Here is a 14,860-nt window from a genome sequence, read left to right on the forward strand (position 1 = left end):
TTCGTCCTGAGCCAGGATCAAACTCTCCAATTAGTATTGAAAAGAGCGATATGCTCATTTTGAAACATCTGACGAGAAAATTAATTCTCTAATTTCGGATTTCACTTTCGTGATTTCCTACTCACTCGTTGTTCAGTTTTCAAAGATCAAGTTCTCGTTGGCGCCTTTTAATGTCTCAGCAGCAACTTTTATAATATATCATGTTTTCCGATGAATTGCAATACTTTTTTTCAAAGTCTTTTGTAATTTCATCCGAATTAACATTCACCAACCGAAAGTTTATATCTCCTCTTTGCGACTGGATTTATAATGTAACATATAACCCACTCTAAAAACAACCCCTAAATTCAAAAAACATAAATAAGTACTTTCACTTTCGCTGCTTCAGTCCTACTTCTCGTTCCCATCTTCTCATAAAAAACGTGCAGATTCTAATAATCAGAACCTACACGTTAAATAGAGATTGGATGTTAGTTTAGAACTGTATTAATTAGAAATCCACGGATTTCTGCGTTTCTTTGAGCTCTCTGTACGACCACCAGCATTTGAACGTTGAGACTTCACAGCTGTTTTGTTTTTCTTACTGCTGTTTTGACTCGAGGTCTTTGCTTTTGATGCCGTTTCCTTCGTTGCAGTTCCCTTGCTCTTGAGAGAAGCGCCAGAAGTAGATTCCTCATTCACTGTTCTAGCAACTTCGGGAGTATCCTGTACAAACGTTTCAGGATCTTGGATTTCCGGAACCCGATTATGCTGCGAATAATTACCAATACCTGGATACTGCGGATTAGACGGAATACTCGACATTATCGGCCCGCCAAAAGCTCCAAGAGGAGATGCTGGAACTATTCCCTGATTAGGTGTTCCCGCTCCATAAGCAGAGAATGCATTTGGGTTTCCATATGCAGGATAGGTATTATATACGGGCATTTCATATGAATAGGGTTGAACATGCATTCCCCCACACCCACAAGTAGTTGGCCAAGGAAGGTTCGGTGACATCCCATACATCGGATTCATCCCTGAAACATTAGCCTCCATATTGTTAGGTGCAGCATTCGGATTCCATTGTTCTGGACTCACGTTAGGCGCAGCATTCGGATTCCATTGTTCCGGACTCATATTAGGCCAAGCGTTCGGATTCCATTGTTCTGGACTCATGTTAGACGCAGCATTCGGATTCCATTGTTCTGGACTCATGTTAGGCCAAGCATTCGGATTCCATTGTTCTGGGCTCACATTAGGCGCAGCATTCGGATTCCATTGTTCTGGACTCACATTAGGTGCAGCATTCGGATTCCATTGTTCTGGACTCATGTTAGGTGAATACATATTTTCTGAAAAGAAGTATGGAGACATGCATTCAGGTCCATATGACGCCGGTTGAACATAACTTGGTGCCCAATTCATGTTCATATTAGGGCTATTTTGATAAGAATCATAGAGATAAGGATTTCCTCCTAGTCCTGGATATCCCATGTTGTCACAAGCATCTGCCTTTTCCTCTTTGCAAGCCACTGGCTTTATCTCAGCTTTTGCTGCCTCATGATGAGCTACAGGCTCTTGATTTGGAACTGTAATCTGAACAAATAGGCTCTGCATTTCAATTTCTTGCACAGGAGCAACTTCCATCTGCATATTCGGTGCAGGATTAGGTGCAGCATTTTGAGTATTAATAGGGGCAATGTTCATCGATGGGTGTGGTGCAGAATTGTACAAAGGCGAGATATTTGGCGATGATTTAGGTGCAGGTTTAGTTTCCGCTTTAGCCTCTGGTTTATTTTCTGCTTTTGCTTCCGGTTTAGTTTCTGGTTTGACCTCTGGTTTAGTTTCCGGTTTTGGTGCAGGAACTACCTCAGCTACTGGCTGTTCTTTGGGACCCGTATATTCCTTCCCGCCAACTTGTGTTTTCTCAGAAGCATTAGAAGGCATGTAGCCTGGCTGTACGGGTGAAGCGTTTGATGTCTTTTTAGGAATGTTGACTACTTCCCCTAACATCAGTACATTCGGATTCTTCAGCTGGGGGTTTGCTTCAACCATATCTTTTAAAGGGATTCCCCACGCCTTAGATAATTTCCATAAGGTATCTCCTTGTTTGACTGTATGCTTGTAGTAAACTTCACTGTTATCCGGTACGGATACAGGAGCCGTAGGTATTTTTACTTTTTCACCAAGTGCCAGCACATTCGGATTACTGATCTGTGGATTAGCTTCAATAATTTTTTGTAACGGCACTCCGTACTTTTGCGATAATGCATACAGACTATCGCCTTGTTTGACAATGTGTATTTTCACGTAGCATTAACCTCCTAAAAGTTTTGTGGAGTATTGCTTTCTTACAGCTACACAGCAAAACTGGCTTTGAAAGCAAACACCCTTTGGATGGAACATTGCTCTCTTACAGAGTTATATGCGGTACAGCCGCCTCCTTCGTTACTACATCTTATGCAGCCCATGGGCGAATGACATCCCTGAAATAAAAAAAATCCTTTCATGAGACATGAAAAGATTTACCAGAGACCTCCGGCCATCTTCTTCATATGCATGAAAGGATATCTAATGCCTATTCAATACTCATTACACGACTAGCATGTAAAGAGCAAATTGTACGATTAACTGTTATTCCCAAACCTTGTAGCCATCTTTGTCAACAACATTGCGGAACTCTTCAAGCAATTTCAAAGTGATTGGACCCGCTTGTCCTTCACCAATGATTCGGCCGTCAATTTCACGCGCAGCAATAACTTCAGCAGCAGTACCTGTGAAGAATACCTCGTCCGCTATGTAAACATCATGCATAGTGAATGGTTCTTCTTTTAGCTTAATACCCAATTTCTCACATAACTCGATGATCGCCAGACGTGTGATTCCTTCAAGCGCTCCCAAATAGCACGGAGGAGTAAAGACCACACCATTTTTGATGATGAAAATATTATCTCCAGATCCTTCAGTAACATATCCTTGAGCATTCATCATGATTGCTTCATCGGCTTCTGCCAGATTGGACTGGATTTTAACTAGGATATTGTTGAGATAGTTAAGCGATTTAATCTTCGGATTCAGTGCATCCGGAATATTACGACGTTGGGATACAGAAACAGCACGAAGCCCATTAATGTACGCTTGCTCTGGGTAAATAGCTAATTGTTCAACGATAATGATTACGCTCGCTTTAGGGCAACGGCGTGGATCAAGACCCAAGTTACCAGGACCACGGGATACGATCAGTCGAATATAACCGTTACGCATGTCGTTAAGGCGGATCGTTTCAGCCATAGCTTCCAGCATCTCGTCATAAGTGAGCGGAATGTCCAGCATGATCGACTTCGCCGAATCATATAGTCTGTCCAAATGCTCTTTACATTTAAAAATATTACCATTGTAGATACGAATACCTTCAAATATGCCGTCTCCATACAAAAAACCGTGATCAAAAACGGATACCTTTGCATTTTCCTTAGTTACGTGTTGTCCATCCAGATAGATCCATTGTTCAGCCATGAATTTACTGCACCTCCGCTTTCTCTTCCTCATAGGTGTATGTGGGATACGAGCCCAGAATCCGAACCTGACAGCCTAAAGCGCTAATCTCTTCAATCGCTCCTGGTAGCAGGACTGATTCTATCGGTTCCAGCACATCAATATAAAAATAATAAGTACCCAACTTCTTTTTCGTTGGTCGTGATTCAATACGCGATAAATTCAGCTTCCGCCAAGAAAAGGCAGCGAGGACCTGATGCAAAGCACCGGGAAAATCCTCCGGCAGCGTAACTAAGACACTCGTCTTTACACCATTGCTGCTCCGTGGAAGATCAACCTTCTGCGGACCGACAAGGACAAATCGCGTGTAGTTGTTGTTGTGATCTGTAACTTTCCGATCAACAATCTCCAGCCCATGAGTTGCTGCGCCAAGAGCAGTACCAATCGCAGCCCAGCCCTTGTCAGGATTGTTCTTAACGATTTCAACAGCTTCAGAGGTGCTTCCGACCGACTCCAGTTCAGCCCAAGGTGCATGCTTCCGAACAAATTGCATGCATTGTGCCATTGCAACAGGATGCGAAAGGATTTTTTTAATTTTAGTGAAATCCTTATTGCCGTTCGTATCTCTGAATTCCAGCGGGTGACCGATGAGATTCTGTATCGATGGAAAGATCCATTCAGCCTGCATAGGCAGATCGACCTCATTAATGAGCCAATCAATATGTAGACTAACTGAGCCTTCAATAGTATTCTCAATCGGGATAACGCTGTAATCAGTGGTGCCACCAGCCGTAGAGAGAAAGACATCGGAAATTAGCTTGTGATGCACAATTTTTACAGGCTCGCCGTTAAACAAATGCAGCAGCGCTTCGTGAGATACCGAGCCCTGCGGCAATACCGCTATTGATTTCATAACCGTACTTCTCCTTTTATCATATCCAAAAATGATACGTTTTGCATCTCGTTTCTTTCAAGAAGCTCTGATGTAACACCTGAAGTACAAGGCATCAGCCAGCAAGTCTGAGCAGAGATGCCGTGTTCTTGCATCGTATTCATCAGGAAAGCCTCAAGCTCTCGCTTACGAGTCTCATGGCGATCAACTAAACACAGCAGGGTAGGACCGGCACCGCTAAGTGCGATTCCTAAAGCACCATGGTTAGGTGCTTCCGCGAGCAGCTTCTCCATGCCTGGAATAAGCGCTGCACGATAGGGCTGATGCAGACGATCCTGCATCGCTCTACTGATCAGGTCAAGCCGACCTGATGCAAACGAGGCTGTCATTAAAGAGGTTCTGCTGATGTTGTACACAGCATCACTAACTGAGATTTCTGTTGGAAGCACTCCCCGTGCTTTTGTGGTTTCCAGCTCGAATTCAGGAATAACCACGAGAACCTCAAGGTCTTGAGGTGGATCAAGGCGAACGTAATCCGCATGATCACCGTCCCACACTGCGGTAATGATGCCACCAAATAAGGAAGCTCCTACATTGTCAGGATGCTTCTCAAGCTGGGTAGCCATATCAAACAGCTTGGCATCATCGAGCGGAGAGCCGATCATCGTATTAGCTGCGACCATGCCCCCAATGATGGCCGAGGCACTGCTGCCGAGTCCACGCGTAAGCGGAATCTCAGAGTACATCGAAATAGATATTTCAGGCACCGTAACGCCAGCCTCTGCAAATACCATTTGAGCGACCTTATAGAGTAAATTACTCTTATCCCGAGCCACTCCCTTCATCTCGTCACCATATAGATGAAAAACTGTCTCCTCTGCTTCCTCCATCTCAATCCAGGCATACAGCGGCAATGCCATGCCAAGAGTATCGAAGCCCGGACCAAGATTGGCAGTACTAGCAGGTACTTTAACCCTTGCTACTCCATAAGTACTCATAACAGGTGCAATCTCCTTACTCATTGTTTAAATATAGAAAGTATAGTCCATCTACAGTGCTAACCTTCCACACGGTAGTGACTCTTGATCCGGTGGATGACTTTCAGTTCATTAAAGTGGCGCAACACTTTATTCATACTTGCTTTGCTGGCGTTATGGGTAACAATAATAATCTCCGCATCAGGATTATTTGGATTGGCTTGCTGAACTACCGAATCAAGACTCACGTCATACTCGGCAAACACCTGAGTAATCTTGGCCAATACGCCTGCTTTATCATCAACGTGTAAAAGTAGGAAGTTTTTATAAAAGATATCCTCATCACTCTTAAGCTTCTTCTGCTTATAAGGTACTTTTTGCTTCAATCCATTAACACCCAGCTTGAGGTTCTTAATAATGGCTACCAAGTCAGCTACTACCGAAGTTGCCGTTGGCATTGCACCCGCGCCCGCACCATAGAACATCGTCTCTCCTACTGCCTCACCATACACATAAACTGCATTGAAGACACCATTTACAGATGCAAGTGGGTGACTTGCTCGAATCAAGGTCGGTTGAACACTGATACTGAATTCCTCATCCTGACGTTCAGCAATACCTAGCAGCTTGATTTCGTATCCGAGACGCTTTGCAAAGGCAATATCGGCTTTACTCACTTCTGAAATCCCGCTCACACTGACGTCATGTAGCTCCACGTTAGTACGGAAGCCTAGGGTCCCGAGAATCGCCATTTTGCGGGCAGCATCCAGACCTTCAACATCGGAAGTTGGATCAGCCTCTGCATATCCTAAATCCTGCGCTTCTTTTAACACATCATTGTAGGATGCGCCTTCTTGGCTCATTTTGGTTAGTATGTAATTAGTTGTTCCATTCACAATACCTATAATCTTCATGATCTTATCTGAAGAAAAGCCTTCGATAAGCGTCCGAATAATCGGAATACCACCTGCAACGCTAGCCTCATAAAAGACATCACATTGCTTCTCTTGCGCCTTAGCCAGAATCTCCGAACCGTGCAGCGCCATCAAGTCCTTATTCGCAGTTACGACATGTTTACCGCGGTCCAAAGCTTCAAGAATATATTCCTTTGTTCCATCGATACCACCCATCACTTCAACGATTACATCGATCTCAGGGTCACGAATAACATCCCATGGATCTGTTGTTATTTTGGCAGGGTCGACCTCAATATCACGGAGCTTATTGGAATTATTCACCGCTATGCGCTCAATGAGTATTGGAGAGCCTACTTGACTGCTCAAATCCTCCTGATTTCCTTCCACGATACGAACTACACCTGTACCAACTGTTCCCAGACCCAGCAATCCTACTTTAACCGGCTTCATCAGTATCCTCCTAAAAGTTTTACGTATATAATTTCTCTATCCCTGTCCAACGATTAGGGCGCGCTTCACTCCCGGAATATTCTTCAGACTATCAAGCATCTCTCCGAGCTCCTCATTCAAATGTGAGATTTCCACGGAAATCACCACATTCGCTCGTCCTTGTAGCGGAATACTCTGGTGAATCGTCAGCACGTTAGCCCCATGCCCCGCCACAGATCCTAGAACCTTGGAGAGCATCCCCGATTCATGTTCCAAATCCATGGAGATCGTAACAATTCGCTCACGTTCGAGCTGATGGATCAGGTGAATGCCATCCTTGTATTTATAAAAAGCGCTCCGGCTTAATCCTACCTGTTCTACACCCTCATGTACGGTCTTCGCATCCCCGGCCTCAAGCAATTGTTTGACCTGCATAGTCTTAAGTACGGCATCAGGTAATATGTCCTCACGGACCAAATAATAGCGTTCTTTCACGAACGTCCTCACCTCAAAGACTTTTGTGTTTTCTTAGTGGACATTATATCGGAAAAGACTTATAAAATGCAATAACTTTATATGTATACTCTGAGGCCAGGGAGTACGGTGCAGCAAAACCCCCGGATTCCCGGGGGCAGCAGGCAATCGTATGTACACTAACTGTATGGAATCGTCGTCCCGCAATAGTCACAGATTTTATCCTGCCCAGGAAGTACTCTACTCTTAGCACCGCAACTCGGACAAACGATGGATTTCGGCAGTTGGACAGGTGGCTTAGGCCTATTCTCCGGTAATGACTGCCGCCCGGATGATGGCTGGTTCTCTGATGCCGCGGAGGGCTGTGCCCGGTCAGGATGCACAAGATTGGGCGGTTGTTTATCTAAGAGCTTAACACGTCCTTCATAATAGACAAGATCAGAAGCAAGTAACCCCCATCTCACCAAATACCGTAGGTCTCTACGTACATCATCTTCACTTTGTTTCGTGATATCAGCTAAATTACCAATATGTCTAACATCATCCACTATGATCAGCATGAGATACTTCTTGCACAGAAAATCAAAGTTTTCTGTTGCGAAGGTAGCCCTCCCTGCAAAGCTGTCCGCCGGAATTATAAAGATCAAGTAGAGGACCACCAGAATGATCAATAAAGTGAACCACTTAAAATCCCCTTTGTAGGTCCCCACGGCGAAGAGGACGGCAAGTTCCATAAAAGCTCCCATACATACATGATAGAGCAATTTGTAGTTAAATGATTTCCGCTCATTCTTATAATGAGTGCTTACAAAACGAAGCATCGCAAGTACAAACCCAAGCGGAGCAAACAAATAGGCAATCGCCATGATGATTCGATCAAACACTGTCCGGTCTCGCTTGTTACGGTAGCGAAGGTTATTCTCAGGCGCACGCACCAGTGCTTGTGCCCGTTTGGAATAAATAAGCTTCGGCGGCAATTTTACAAATGGATTGTCTACACGTCCTTCATAATAAACAATATCTGGAGAAAGTACTCCCTGATCTTTTAAATATTCCAAAACCTCGCGGACGTTCTCTTCACTGAATCCGCGAATATCGGATAGGCTGCCGATATGCCTTATGCCGTCCACAAGAACCAATGCGATATAGTCATTGCAAAGATAGGTGAATCCCTCTCTCCATCCTACGGCCCTAACCGACAATTTGATGGCGGGAATCCTAAACAATGCGTAGATAATCACCAGCCTGATCAAGAGTGCGACATAATCGATTTGACCGAGTAGCTTGCTAATAATGAAATAGATCGCCAATTCTACAAAGGCACCCATACACGCATGATAAAACAGGTTAATATTGCTTGCTTTGCGCTGTCTCTTGGAATGTGTAGATAATAACCGAATGGCAGCCAATATAAAGCCAACCGGAGCAAATACATACGCAAACACAATAGTCGTATAATCAAACGCCGTCCGCTCATATTCGTGCTTATATATCGGTTTGCCTGTTGTTGGTGGCTGCCTTCGTATATCCAATTTACTCATCTTTTATCTCCCCTAGTTAAGTTATATCTACAATGCTCAGGGAGAACCTTGGCATTAACTATACGATATCATCGTGCCACAGTATTCACAGCTCTTTGACTGACTAGGCTGAACCGTGTTCTGTGCTCCGCAGCCCGGACAACGGATGGACTTAGGCAGCAGCGGTGAGGACTGCGGTTGAGAATGAATCTGCTGTCCCGAAGCTTGGGCTCCGAAGCCTGAAGCCCTTCCAGGATGTACAAGATTAGGTGCTGCCATGGATGGATCTGGCGTCTGACGCCCCTCGGAAAGTACAATATCAATATCCAGTAATCCTTTATTCTTTAGATACTGGACATCTCTCCGTACATCGCTATCGCTTTGACCTATCCGTTCAGATATACTGCCGACATATCGGATATTTTTATTTTGAATCAGCTCTATATAAGAAGTGTTAAGCTTAGAAAGTGTATATTTAGCTTTTGCTGTCACACTCGCAAGAATAAGTGCCGGAATCAAAAATATGACTGCAAGGAAAATCTGGATCGTTAATAATTCGGAAGCTCCAGTGTTTCCACTCATGGTATCCACAAACATTGCAATAGAGAGTTCAACAAATCCTCCGATAAATACATGCATGATCAGATTTAGATTGGTGGGCCTCCGATGATTTTTATAATGGGTTAGCATCAAACGTAACAATGCAAGAACGAGTCCAATGGGTGTGAATAGATAAGCTGCTGCAAGAATGACATAATCAAACCCAGTCCGGTCTAATTTAATCAGAGGAACCGCTGCACTCCCCGCTGGGGTCGGTGACGGCTCTTGTATGTTCAATCTGTTCATGTAGTTATTTCCTCCTATTTAAGTGCCGCTAATTCCCGATTTCGCCGCTCTAGTGTAGCATTAATACTGTCGGCCATTTCGTTGATTTCAGCTTGCCAGTTCTCATGTGGCTCATTTGTCATGAGCAGAAGCTTCACATGATCATGCAACAGGGAGATCTGCTGATGCATGATATCCTCAGTAGCATATAAAGATGGATCTGATACAGGATCACTGAACTTGAATTGATCTCGTAACTTATTGAGCACTTGTACAAGCTGTTCAGTTTCGGGATTCTTCCAGCTGCTTGCCAGCGTACTGATCTCGTTTATTTCACTCTGATGCTGCCGAAAAGCTTGCAAGGACCTCTGCATTTGCTGTTCTTCTGTTCCGGCATTCCATCCATAAATCCCGATCACAGCCAGTGTGATTCCACCAATCAAAAGAATCAGCAGTTGAACGGCAGCATACCACAGAGGGGACAACTCCAGTAGCCAATCAAAGACAATAGCCGATGCGAATACACCAACCGCATAAATCCCCGTGATGAATGCACCGCTGAGAAGAACGGGTGAGGTCCGCTGCACACTACCTGCAGTACGGAGCCAAAAAATACAATAGCCATACACTACACTCTCCGCCAGCAGAACAGCAACTAGCGAAATCACGAATCGAAACAGTGATTCAGAGAAGCCTAACCCTATAAAGGAGAACACCGTTAGTATTATAGCAGCCACATAAATAATGGTGATGATACGAATATAGCTTTTACCCTTGTTCATAACGTCCTCCTTCAGCCTGCTTTTGTTCCACACTCTGCACAAAATTTCTGTCCAGGCTTCAGCTCATGTCCACAACCTCCGCATTTAATAACCAAGCTATCTCCACAGTGAGGACAGAATTTCACCCCTGGTGATACCATTTCTCCACATTTACCACAGGCTTTAGGCATTTCTTTTCCACAAGAGACACAGGAAGATGCACCCTCAGGATTATCTGCTCCACAGGTTGGACAAGCACGATAAGGATTGCCACAACCAGGACAGAACTTGGCTCCTGCTTTCAATTCATGACCACATTCCAAACAATTGATCTTGTTTCCGGACGATGTGCTTTGCTGAATGCTCTCCAGAGCATGCCCACAGCCACTGCAGAACCTTCCCTCAACAGAATTCATAACCCCACACTTCGAACAGGAGCGCTCTTGGCGCACAACTGTAGTCCCTGAATCAAAACTCATCCCTCGGGTCATACGATTCACCATATCCATAGCCGGTCCAGCGAATCCCATACCAAGTCCAAGCCCCATCCCGGTGTTCATCATGCCTACTCCAAGATTGCCAGGATTACCTGCTGCTTTTTCCATCGTGTTAAAGCCGCGCTCCTGTTGATAGTTGAAGCCGATAATATCCATTTCTGCTTTTTTAGCTAAAGCTTCCTTTAATCGAATCGTTGCCGGATCATCATCAGGAATATTAATGGAATCAATATAGAAATTATTCAGCTCAAGTCCATTATCCAGAAAAGTTGATGCTAGCCGCCCCTGGATATGCTTTGAGATCTCTGCAACATAGGCATTAATCTCCAGTATACTGATTTGCTTATGTACAAGGTAGGATGAAATCAGTTCATTTATATTCGACATAAGCAAGCCGCGGAAATAATTCACGAGCGTATCGTGATCAAACTGAGGAAGCGTTCCAACAAGCTGCAACAAAAATTTGCGCGGATTATCAACCTTTACACCAAACTGTCCGAAGGAACGAACAGAAATCATAATTTTGTATTTAGGATCCTGGAGTTGTAAAGGTGCGCTGGTTCCCCATTTAACATTCATCGAATTGGTCTTGTTCACATACCATACTTCTGCTGTGAACGGCGACTTCCCACCGAAAGGAAGATTAACGATATTAGATAAAATAGGAATATTGGCGGTGCTCAGGGTGTGCCGCCCTGCCGTAAAGGAATCAAGCGCTTGTCCGCCCTTGAATAGGATCGCTTCCTGAGATTCATTAACGATTAGCTGAGTCCATGTCCCTAGCTCTTGGTTAGGATATTTCCATGCGAAAATCCCCGGAGGACCGTCGTACTTCACCACTTCTATAATTGCCATCTGCTATTCCCTCTTTCATCATCTATGATATATGAATAACGTATGCGTTCCCGGATGGGAAATTGTGTATTTCGATATTAATTGTATACGATATATATCGTGATTTGGGTTCTTTTCACGAAAAAAATATACTCGATATGGAAATAAAAAAAGCGCGGCTTGTGTCTTCCTCTACAGGAGAACACAAGTCGCGCTTTGTAATCAGCTAAATATTAATAGTAACTGCTATTCTCTACGAACTCGAATTCGAACTCACCAATACGGACAATAGTCCCCTCTACAGCTCCACGTTTACGAAGCTCTGCATCTACACCCATATGCCGCAATGTCCGGGCGAGCTTTAGAATCGCATCATGTGTGCTAAGCTGCATACGTTTCAACATTTTCTCGATACGAGGGCTGTTGACCACATATGTTTCATTATCACGTGTAATGGTGAACGAGTTATTATCTTCCGCTTCCAGCTTATAAACCTTACGTTCAGTTGTTCCTGATACTTCTTCAACTACCGGTGCCACCGGAATACTATCAAGAATATCCGTTGCACGATATAACAGTTCCTGAACACCCTGACGGGTAAGCGAGGAGATTGGCATAACCTCAAGATCCGGACGCAGCTCAGCTACGCGTTCTCGGAAAGCGATGAGATTCTCCTCTGACTCTGGCATATCCATTTTATTCGCGGCCACGATCTGAGGACGATCAATTAGAGCCGCATTGTATTGCTTCAGCTCGTCATTAATGAGAACCCAATCCTCGAAGGGATCACGCCCCTCTGAACCAGACATATCCACTACGTGAATAATGATCCGTGTACGTTCAACGTGACGCAGGAATTCATGACCAAGCCCTATGCCTTCACTAGCTCCCTCAATTAATCCTGGCAGATCCGCCATTACAAAGCTTCGTCCATCCCCAACATCTACTACACCTAAGTTCGGTGTAATCGTAGTGAAATGGTATGCACCAATCTTTGGTTGAGCTGCGGATACGACCGACAGTAGCGTAGATTTGCCCACACTCGGGAAGCCTACAAGTCCCACATCAGCCATAACCTTAAGTTCCATAACAATATACCGCTCTTGACCTTCTTCGCCGTTCTCTGCTAGCTCTGGAGCCTTATTAGCTGCTGTTGCAAAACGAGCATTCCCACGCCCCCCACGACCCCCACGGGCAACAACAACTTGCTGACCATGACGAGTCAAATCGGCGATGATCTCTTGAGTATCATCGTCAATTAACATGGTTCCAGGTGGAATCCGCACGATCATATGATCAGCGTTCGCCCCATGCTGACTTCTGTTACGTCCTTTAATCCCTTTGTCCGCTTTAAAATGGCGTTGATAACGGAAATCCATCAGCGTACGCAAGCCCTCATCTACGCGGAAGATAACGTCGCCACCACGGCCACCGTCACCACCTGCTGGACCACCATCCGGTACATACTTTTCCCGGCGAAACGCAACGATACCATCCCCGCCGTCTCCGCCCTTAACATAAATCTTAGCTTTATCTACGAACATTAATGTTCACCTTCCTCACATTTCAAGCGGCAAACGCAGCTCTACATAAGCCTTGCTGGGCTTAAACTGCTCCGCTTTCATGATTTTCCCTTGTACTATATTATAAATTTGCCCTTTGAGCTGCTCGGGATTGCCATGCTCTCCCTCACCTTCGAAGGAGATAAGAATGTCTCCTCCATCCTGAATAAAGCCAAGACGCAGCTTGCGCGTTTCACCCTGAGGAGCCAGTCCGTTATATTGATAAGCTCGTACGGTCTGCATGATCACTGAAGTCAGCTCATCTCCTGCTTCCCGGTTTAGCTTCTCCTCCAGTTGCAATCCTTCCTCCACTTGAACTTCCAGTTCCAGACTAGTCCGGTAAGTTCGGAAAGATTGGATATAGAAGACCAATGAAGGAATGCCCAGCTTAGCGATACGACTATCAAGCGCTATGCGTTCCTTTATTCTTTCCACACACTCCACGGATTTATCAGGCTTTCCAAGCTGAATATATCCGTAAAGAATCTGCAAATCATTCATCCAATCATGACGATGATGATTCAGTGTCCGAATCGCCGCCTGTTGCAGAGTGTTCTCTTGTATACGGAGTTCCCGTTCCCAATGACGCTGATTCCAAATCAAACTGAAAGCAACCGTTGCTGCTACCCAAATTCCAAGCAACAGACACGTCAAAAGGGAGGTATGCCAATACACGAGTCCTAAAGGAAGCATTACGGATAACATGACTGCCCAGATTGCACTTTTCCAGGATTTCATTCTTTCTCCCCGTCCCTCAGTTCGCAAAATTCATGACTTCGTTTAGATTATTACCCTCATCAATTACCATTTCCTAGTATAACACAGCAGTTCCCTGTAGTTCACCAGAGATAACCGTGAGATTTCACATATGTCTAAGGATGTTTATGTTTTCTTAAAACTCTGAAGGTATACATTTCTAAAGTGCTCAAAGAGGTATCCACAAACGCTTCTGAATATTCTACAAAAAAGCCTCCGGCACTCATGCCGGAGGCTTCTACATGCAAATATGGTTCCGTAAGCTTACGCTTCCAGTGCCGCTGCTACCGGAGCGACATCAACTGGGTATACGCTCACTTTTTTGCGATCGCGGCCCCAACGTTCGAACTTCACTACGCCATCCACCAATGCGAACAACGTATCATCTTTACCGATGCCTACGTTAGTGCCTGGGTGAATTTTTGTTCCGCGTTGACGAACCAAGATGTTACCGCCGGTTACTGCTTGACCGTCAGCACGTTTCACGCCAAGACGTTTGGAATGGGAATCCCGTCCGTTTTTTGTGGAACCTACACCTTTTTTCGATGCGAACAATTGAAGATTCAATTTCAACATGTTGTCAACCTCCTTCTTTAAATATTTACTTGCTCTATTTGAAGATACTTTCCGTATGATTCTGCGATATCATTTAGCATCACGACCATGGATTCAAGCAGCAATTGCACCTTCGCGGAAGTATCGAAATCATCAATGGAACCTAATGTTCCACTTAGGAATCCGTTCTTCATGGATGTATCCATGGAGATTCCGGTCAAAGTCTCAATCGAATTGACGGTTCCAACCGTTACGGCCGAAACACCGGCACATACGATATCTTCGCCACGCTTTGCATAACCCGCGTGCCCTTTTACCTCAAAGCCAACGATAGTTCCTAGATCCGAAGATCGTGTAATCCGTACGTTAATCATTCACGCACCT

Annotated in this window: 14 protein-coding genes; all 14 read right to left on the bottom strand. The window is 44.7% G+C overall.

Annotated features, from left to right (window positions below; translation table 11 throughout):
• Positions 1-486 precede the first annotated feature (486 nt).
• The 14 genes from ACFWMP_RS28050 to ACFWMP_RS28115 all read right to left on the bottom strand — a co-directional run bounded on the left by ACFWMP_RS28050 (position 487) and on the right by ACFWMP_RS28115 (position 14,850).
• Positions 487-2,292 carry a LysM peptidoglycan-binding domain-containing protein gene (locus ACFWMP_RS28050; RefSeq protein WP_379425525.1) on the bottom strand — a complete coding sequence of 602 codons (1,806 nt, stop codon included), beginning with the start codon at positions 2,290-2,292 and terminating at the stop codon, positions 487-489.
• Between the two features lie 324 nt (positions 2,293-2,616).
• Positions 2,617-3,498, bottom strand: coding sequence for a branched-chain-amino-acid transaminase (ilvE, locus tag ACFWMP_RS28055; RefSeq protein ID WP_042191145.1), 882 nt, complete (start codon positions 3,496-3,498; stop codon positions 2,617-2,619).
• Positions 3,499-3,502: 4 nt separating this feature from the next.
• Positions 3,503-4,390 (bottom strand): prephenate dehydratase, encoded by an 888-nt coding sequence (gene pheA / locus ACFWMP_RS28060; RefSeq protein WP_042191147.1) that lies wholly within the window; start codon positions 4,388-4,390, stop codon positions 3,503-3,505.
• Positions 4,387-5,367 (bottom strand): homoserine kinase, encoded by a 981-nt coding sequence (gene thrB, locus ACFWMP_RS28065; RefSeq protein ID WP_339243281.1) that lies wholly within the window; start codon positions 5,365-5,367, stop codon positions 4,387-4,389. Before thrB ends, pheA begins: the two co-directional genes overlap by 4 nt.
• Positions 5,368-5,426: 59 nt before the next feature.
• The gene (locus tag ACFWMP_RS28070) at positions 5,427-6,713 is read right to left on the bottom strand and encodes a homoserine dehydrogenase (RefSeq protein ID WP_042191151.1); all 1,287 of its coding nucleotides are present in this window, start codon (positions 6,711-6,713) and stop codon (positions 5,427-5,429) included.
• A gap of 36 nt (positions 6,714-6,749) precedes the next feature.
• The gene (locus tag ACFWMP_RS28075; RefSeq protein WP_042130552.1) at positions 6,750-7,187 is read right to left on the bottom strand and encodes an ACT domain-containing protein; all 438 of its coding nucleotides are present in this window, start codon (positions 7,185-7,187) and stop codon (positions 6,750-6,752) included.
• 158 nt (positions 7,188-7,345) lie between these two features.
• The gene (locus ACFWMP_RS28080; protein WP_379425527.1) at positions 7,346-8,707 is read right to left on the bottom strand and encodes a hypothetical protein; all 1,362 of its coding nucleotides are present in this window, start codon (positions 8,705-8,707) and stop codon (positions 7,346-7,348) included.
• Between the two features lie 54 nt (positions 8,708-8,761).
• Entirely contained in the window at positions 8,762-9,532 is a 771-nt protein-coding gene (locus ACFWMP_RS28085; protein WP_379425529.1) for a hypothetical protein, read from the bottom strand.
• 14 nt (positions 9,533-9,546) lie between these two features.
• Positions 9,547-10,293, bottom strand: coding sequence for a hypothetical protein (locus tag ACFWMP_RS28090; protein WP_379425531.1), 747 nt, complete (start codon positions 10,291-10,293; stop codon positions 9,547-9,549).
• An 11-nt stretch (positions 10,294-10,304) separates the two neighbouring features.
• Positions 10,305-11,624, bottom strand: coding sequence for an SPFH domain-containing protein (locus tag ACFWMP_RS28095; protein ID WP_379425533.1), 1,320 nt, complete (start codon positions 11,622-11,624; stop codon positions 10,305-10,307).
• A 212-nt stretch (positions 11,625-11,836) separates the two neighbouring features.
• Positions 11,837-13,147, bottom strand: coding sequence for a GTPase ObgE (gene obgE, locus ACFWMP_RS28100; protein ID WP_042191162.1), 1,311 nt, complete (start codon positions 13,145-13,147; stop codon positions 11,837-11,839).
• 15 nt (positions 13,148-13,162) lie between these two features.
• On the bottom strand, positions 13,163-13,903 hold the full coding sequence (locus ACFWMP_RS28105) for a Spo0B domain-containing protein (RefSeq protein ID WP_076300740.1): 741 nt from the start codon (positions 13,901-13,903) through the stop codon (positions 13,163-13,165).
• 282 nt (positions 13,904-14,185) lie between these two features.
• Positions 14,186-14,497: a 50S ribosomal protein L27 gene (gene rpmA, locus ACFWMP_RS28110; protein ID WP_042130564.1), complete on the bottom strand. Its 312-nt coding sequence runs from the start codon at positions 14,495-14,497 to the stop codon at positions 14,186-14,188.
• 17 nt (positions 14,498-14,514) lie between these two features.
• On the bottom strand, positions 14,515-14,850 hold the full coding sequence (locus tag ACFWMP_RS28115) for a ribosomal-processing cysteine protease Prp (protein WP_042191166.1): 336 nt from the start codon (positions 14,848-14,850) through the stop codon (positions 14,515-14,517).
• Between the last annotated feature and the right edge of the window lie 10 nt (positions 14,851-14,860).

The sequence above is a fragment of the Paenibacillus sp. NPDC058367 genome (assembly GCF_042723305.1).
Taxonomy (GTDB): Bacteria; Bacillota; Bacilli; order Paenibacillales; family Paenibacillaceae; genus Paenibacillus_AQ.

Bases quoted from the DNA above. Each gene is read 5' to 3' on its own strand.
- rpmA (WP_042130564.1), bottom strand. From the start codon at position 14,497: ATGTTGAAATTGAATCTTCAATTGTTCGCATCGAAAAAAGGTGTAGGT.
- pheA (WP_042191147.1), bottom strand. From the start codon at position 4,390: ATGAAATCAATAGCGGTATTGCCGCAGGGCTCGGTATCTCACGAAGCG.
- ACFWMP_RS28115 (WP_042191166.1), bottom strand. From the start codon at position 14,850: ATGATTAACGTACGGATTACACGATCTTCGGATCTAGGAACTATCGTT.
- ACFWMP_RS28085 (WP_379425529.1), bottom strand. From the start codon at position 9,532: ATGAACAGATTGAACATACAAGAGCCGTCACCGACCCCAGCGGGGAGT.
- ilvE (WP_042191145.1), bottom strand. From the start codon at position 3,498: ATGGCTGAACAATGGATCTATCTGGATGGACAACACGTAACTAAGGAA.
- thrB (WP_339243281.1), bottom strand. From the start codon at position 5,367: ATGAGTACTTATGGAGTAGCAAGGGTTAAAGTACCTGCTAGTACTGCC.
- obgE (WP_042191162.1), bottom strand. From the start codon at position 13,147: ATGTTCGTAGATAAAGCTAAGATTTATGTTAAGGGCGGAGACGGCGGG.
- ACFWMP_RS28070 (WP_042191151.1), bottom strand. From the start codon at position 6,713: ATGAAGCCGGTTAAAGTAGGATTGCTGGGTCTGGGAACAGTTGGTACA.
- ACFWMP_RS28105 (WP_076300740.1), bottom strand. From the start codon at position 13,903: ATGAAATCCTGGAAAAGTGCAATCTGGGCAGTCATGTTATCCGTAATG.
- ACFWMP_RS28080 (WP_379425527.1), bottom strand. From the start codon at position 8,707: ATGAGTAAATTGGATATACGAAGGCAGCCACCAACAACAGGCAAACCG.
- ACFWMP_RS28095 (WP_379425533.1), bottom strand. From the start codon at position 11,624: ATGGCAATTATAGAAGTGGTGAAGTACGACGGTCCTCCGGGGATTTTC.
- ACFWMP_RS28090 (WP_379425531.1), bottom strand. From the start codon at position 10,293: ATGAACAAGGGTAAAAGCTATATTCGTATCATCACCATTATTTATGTG.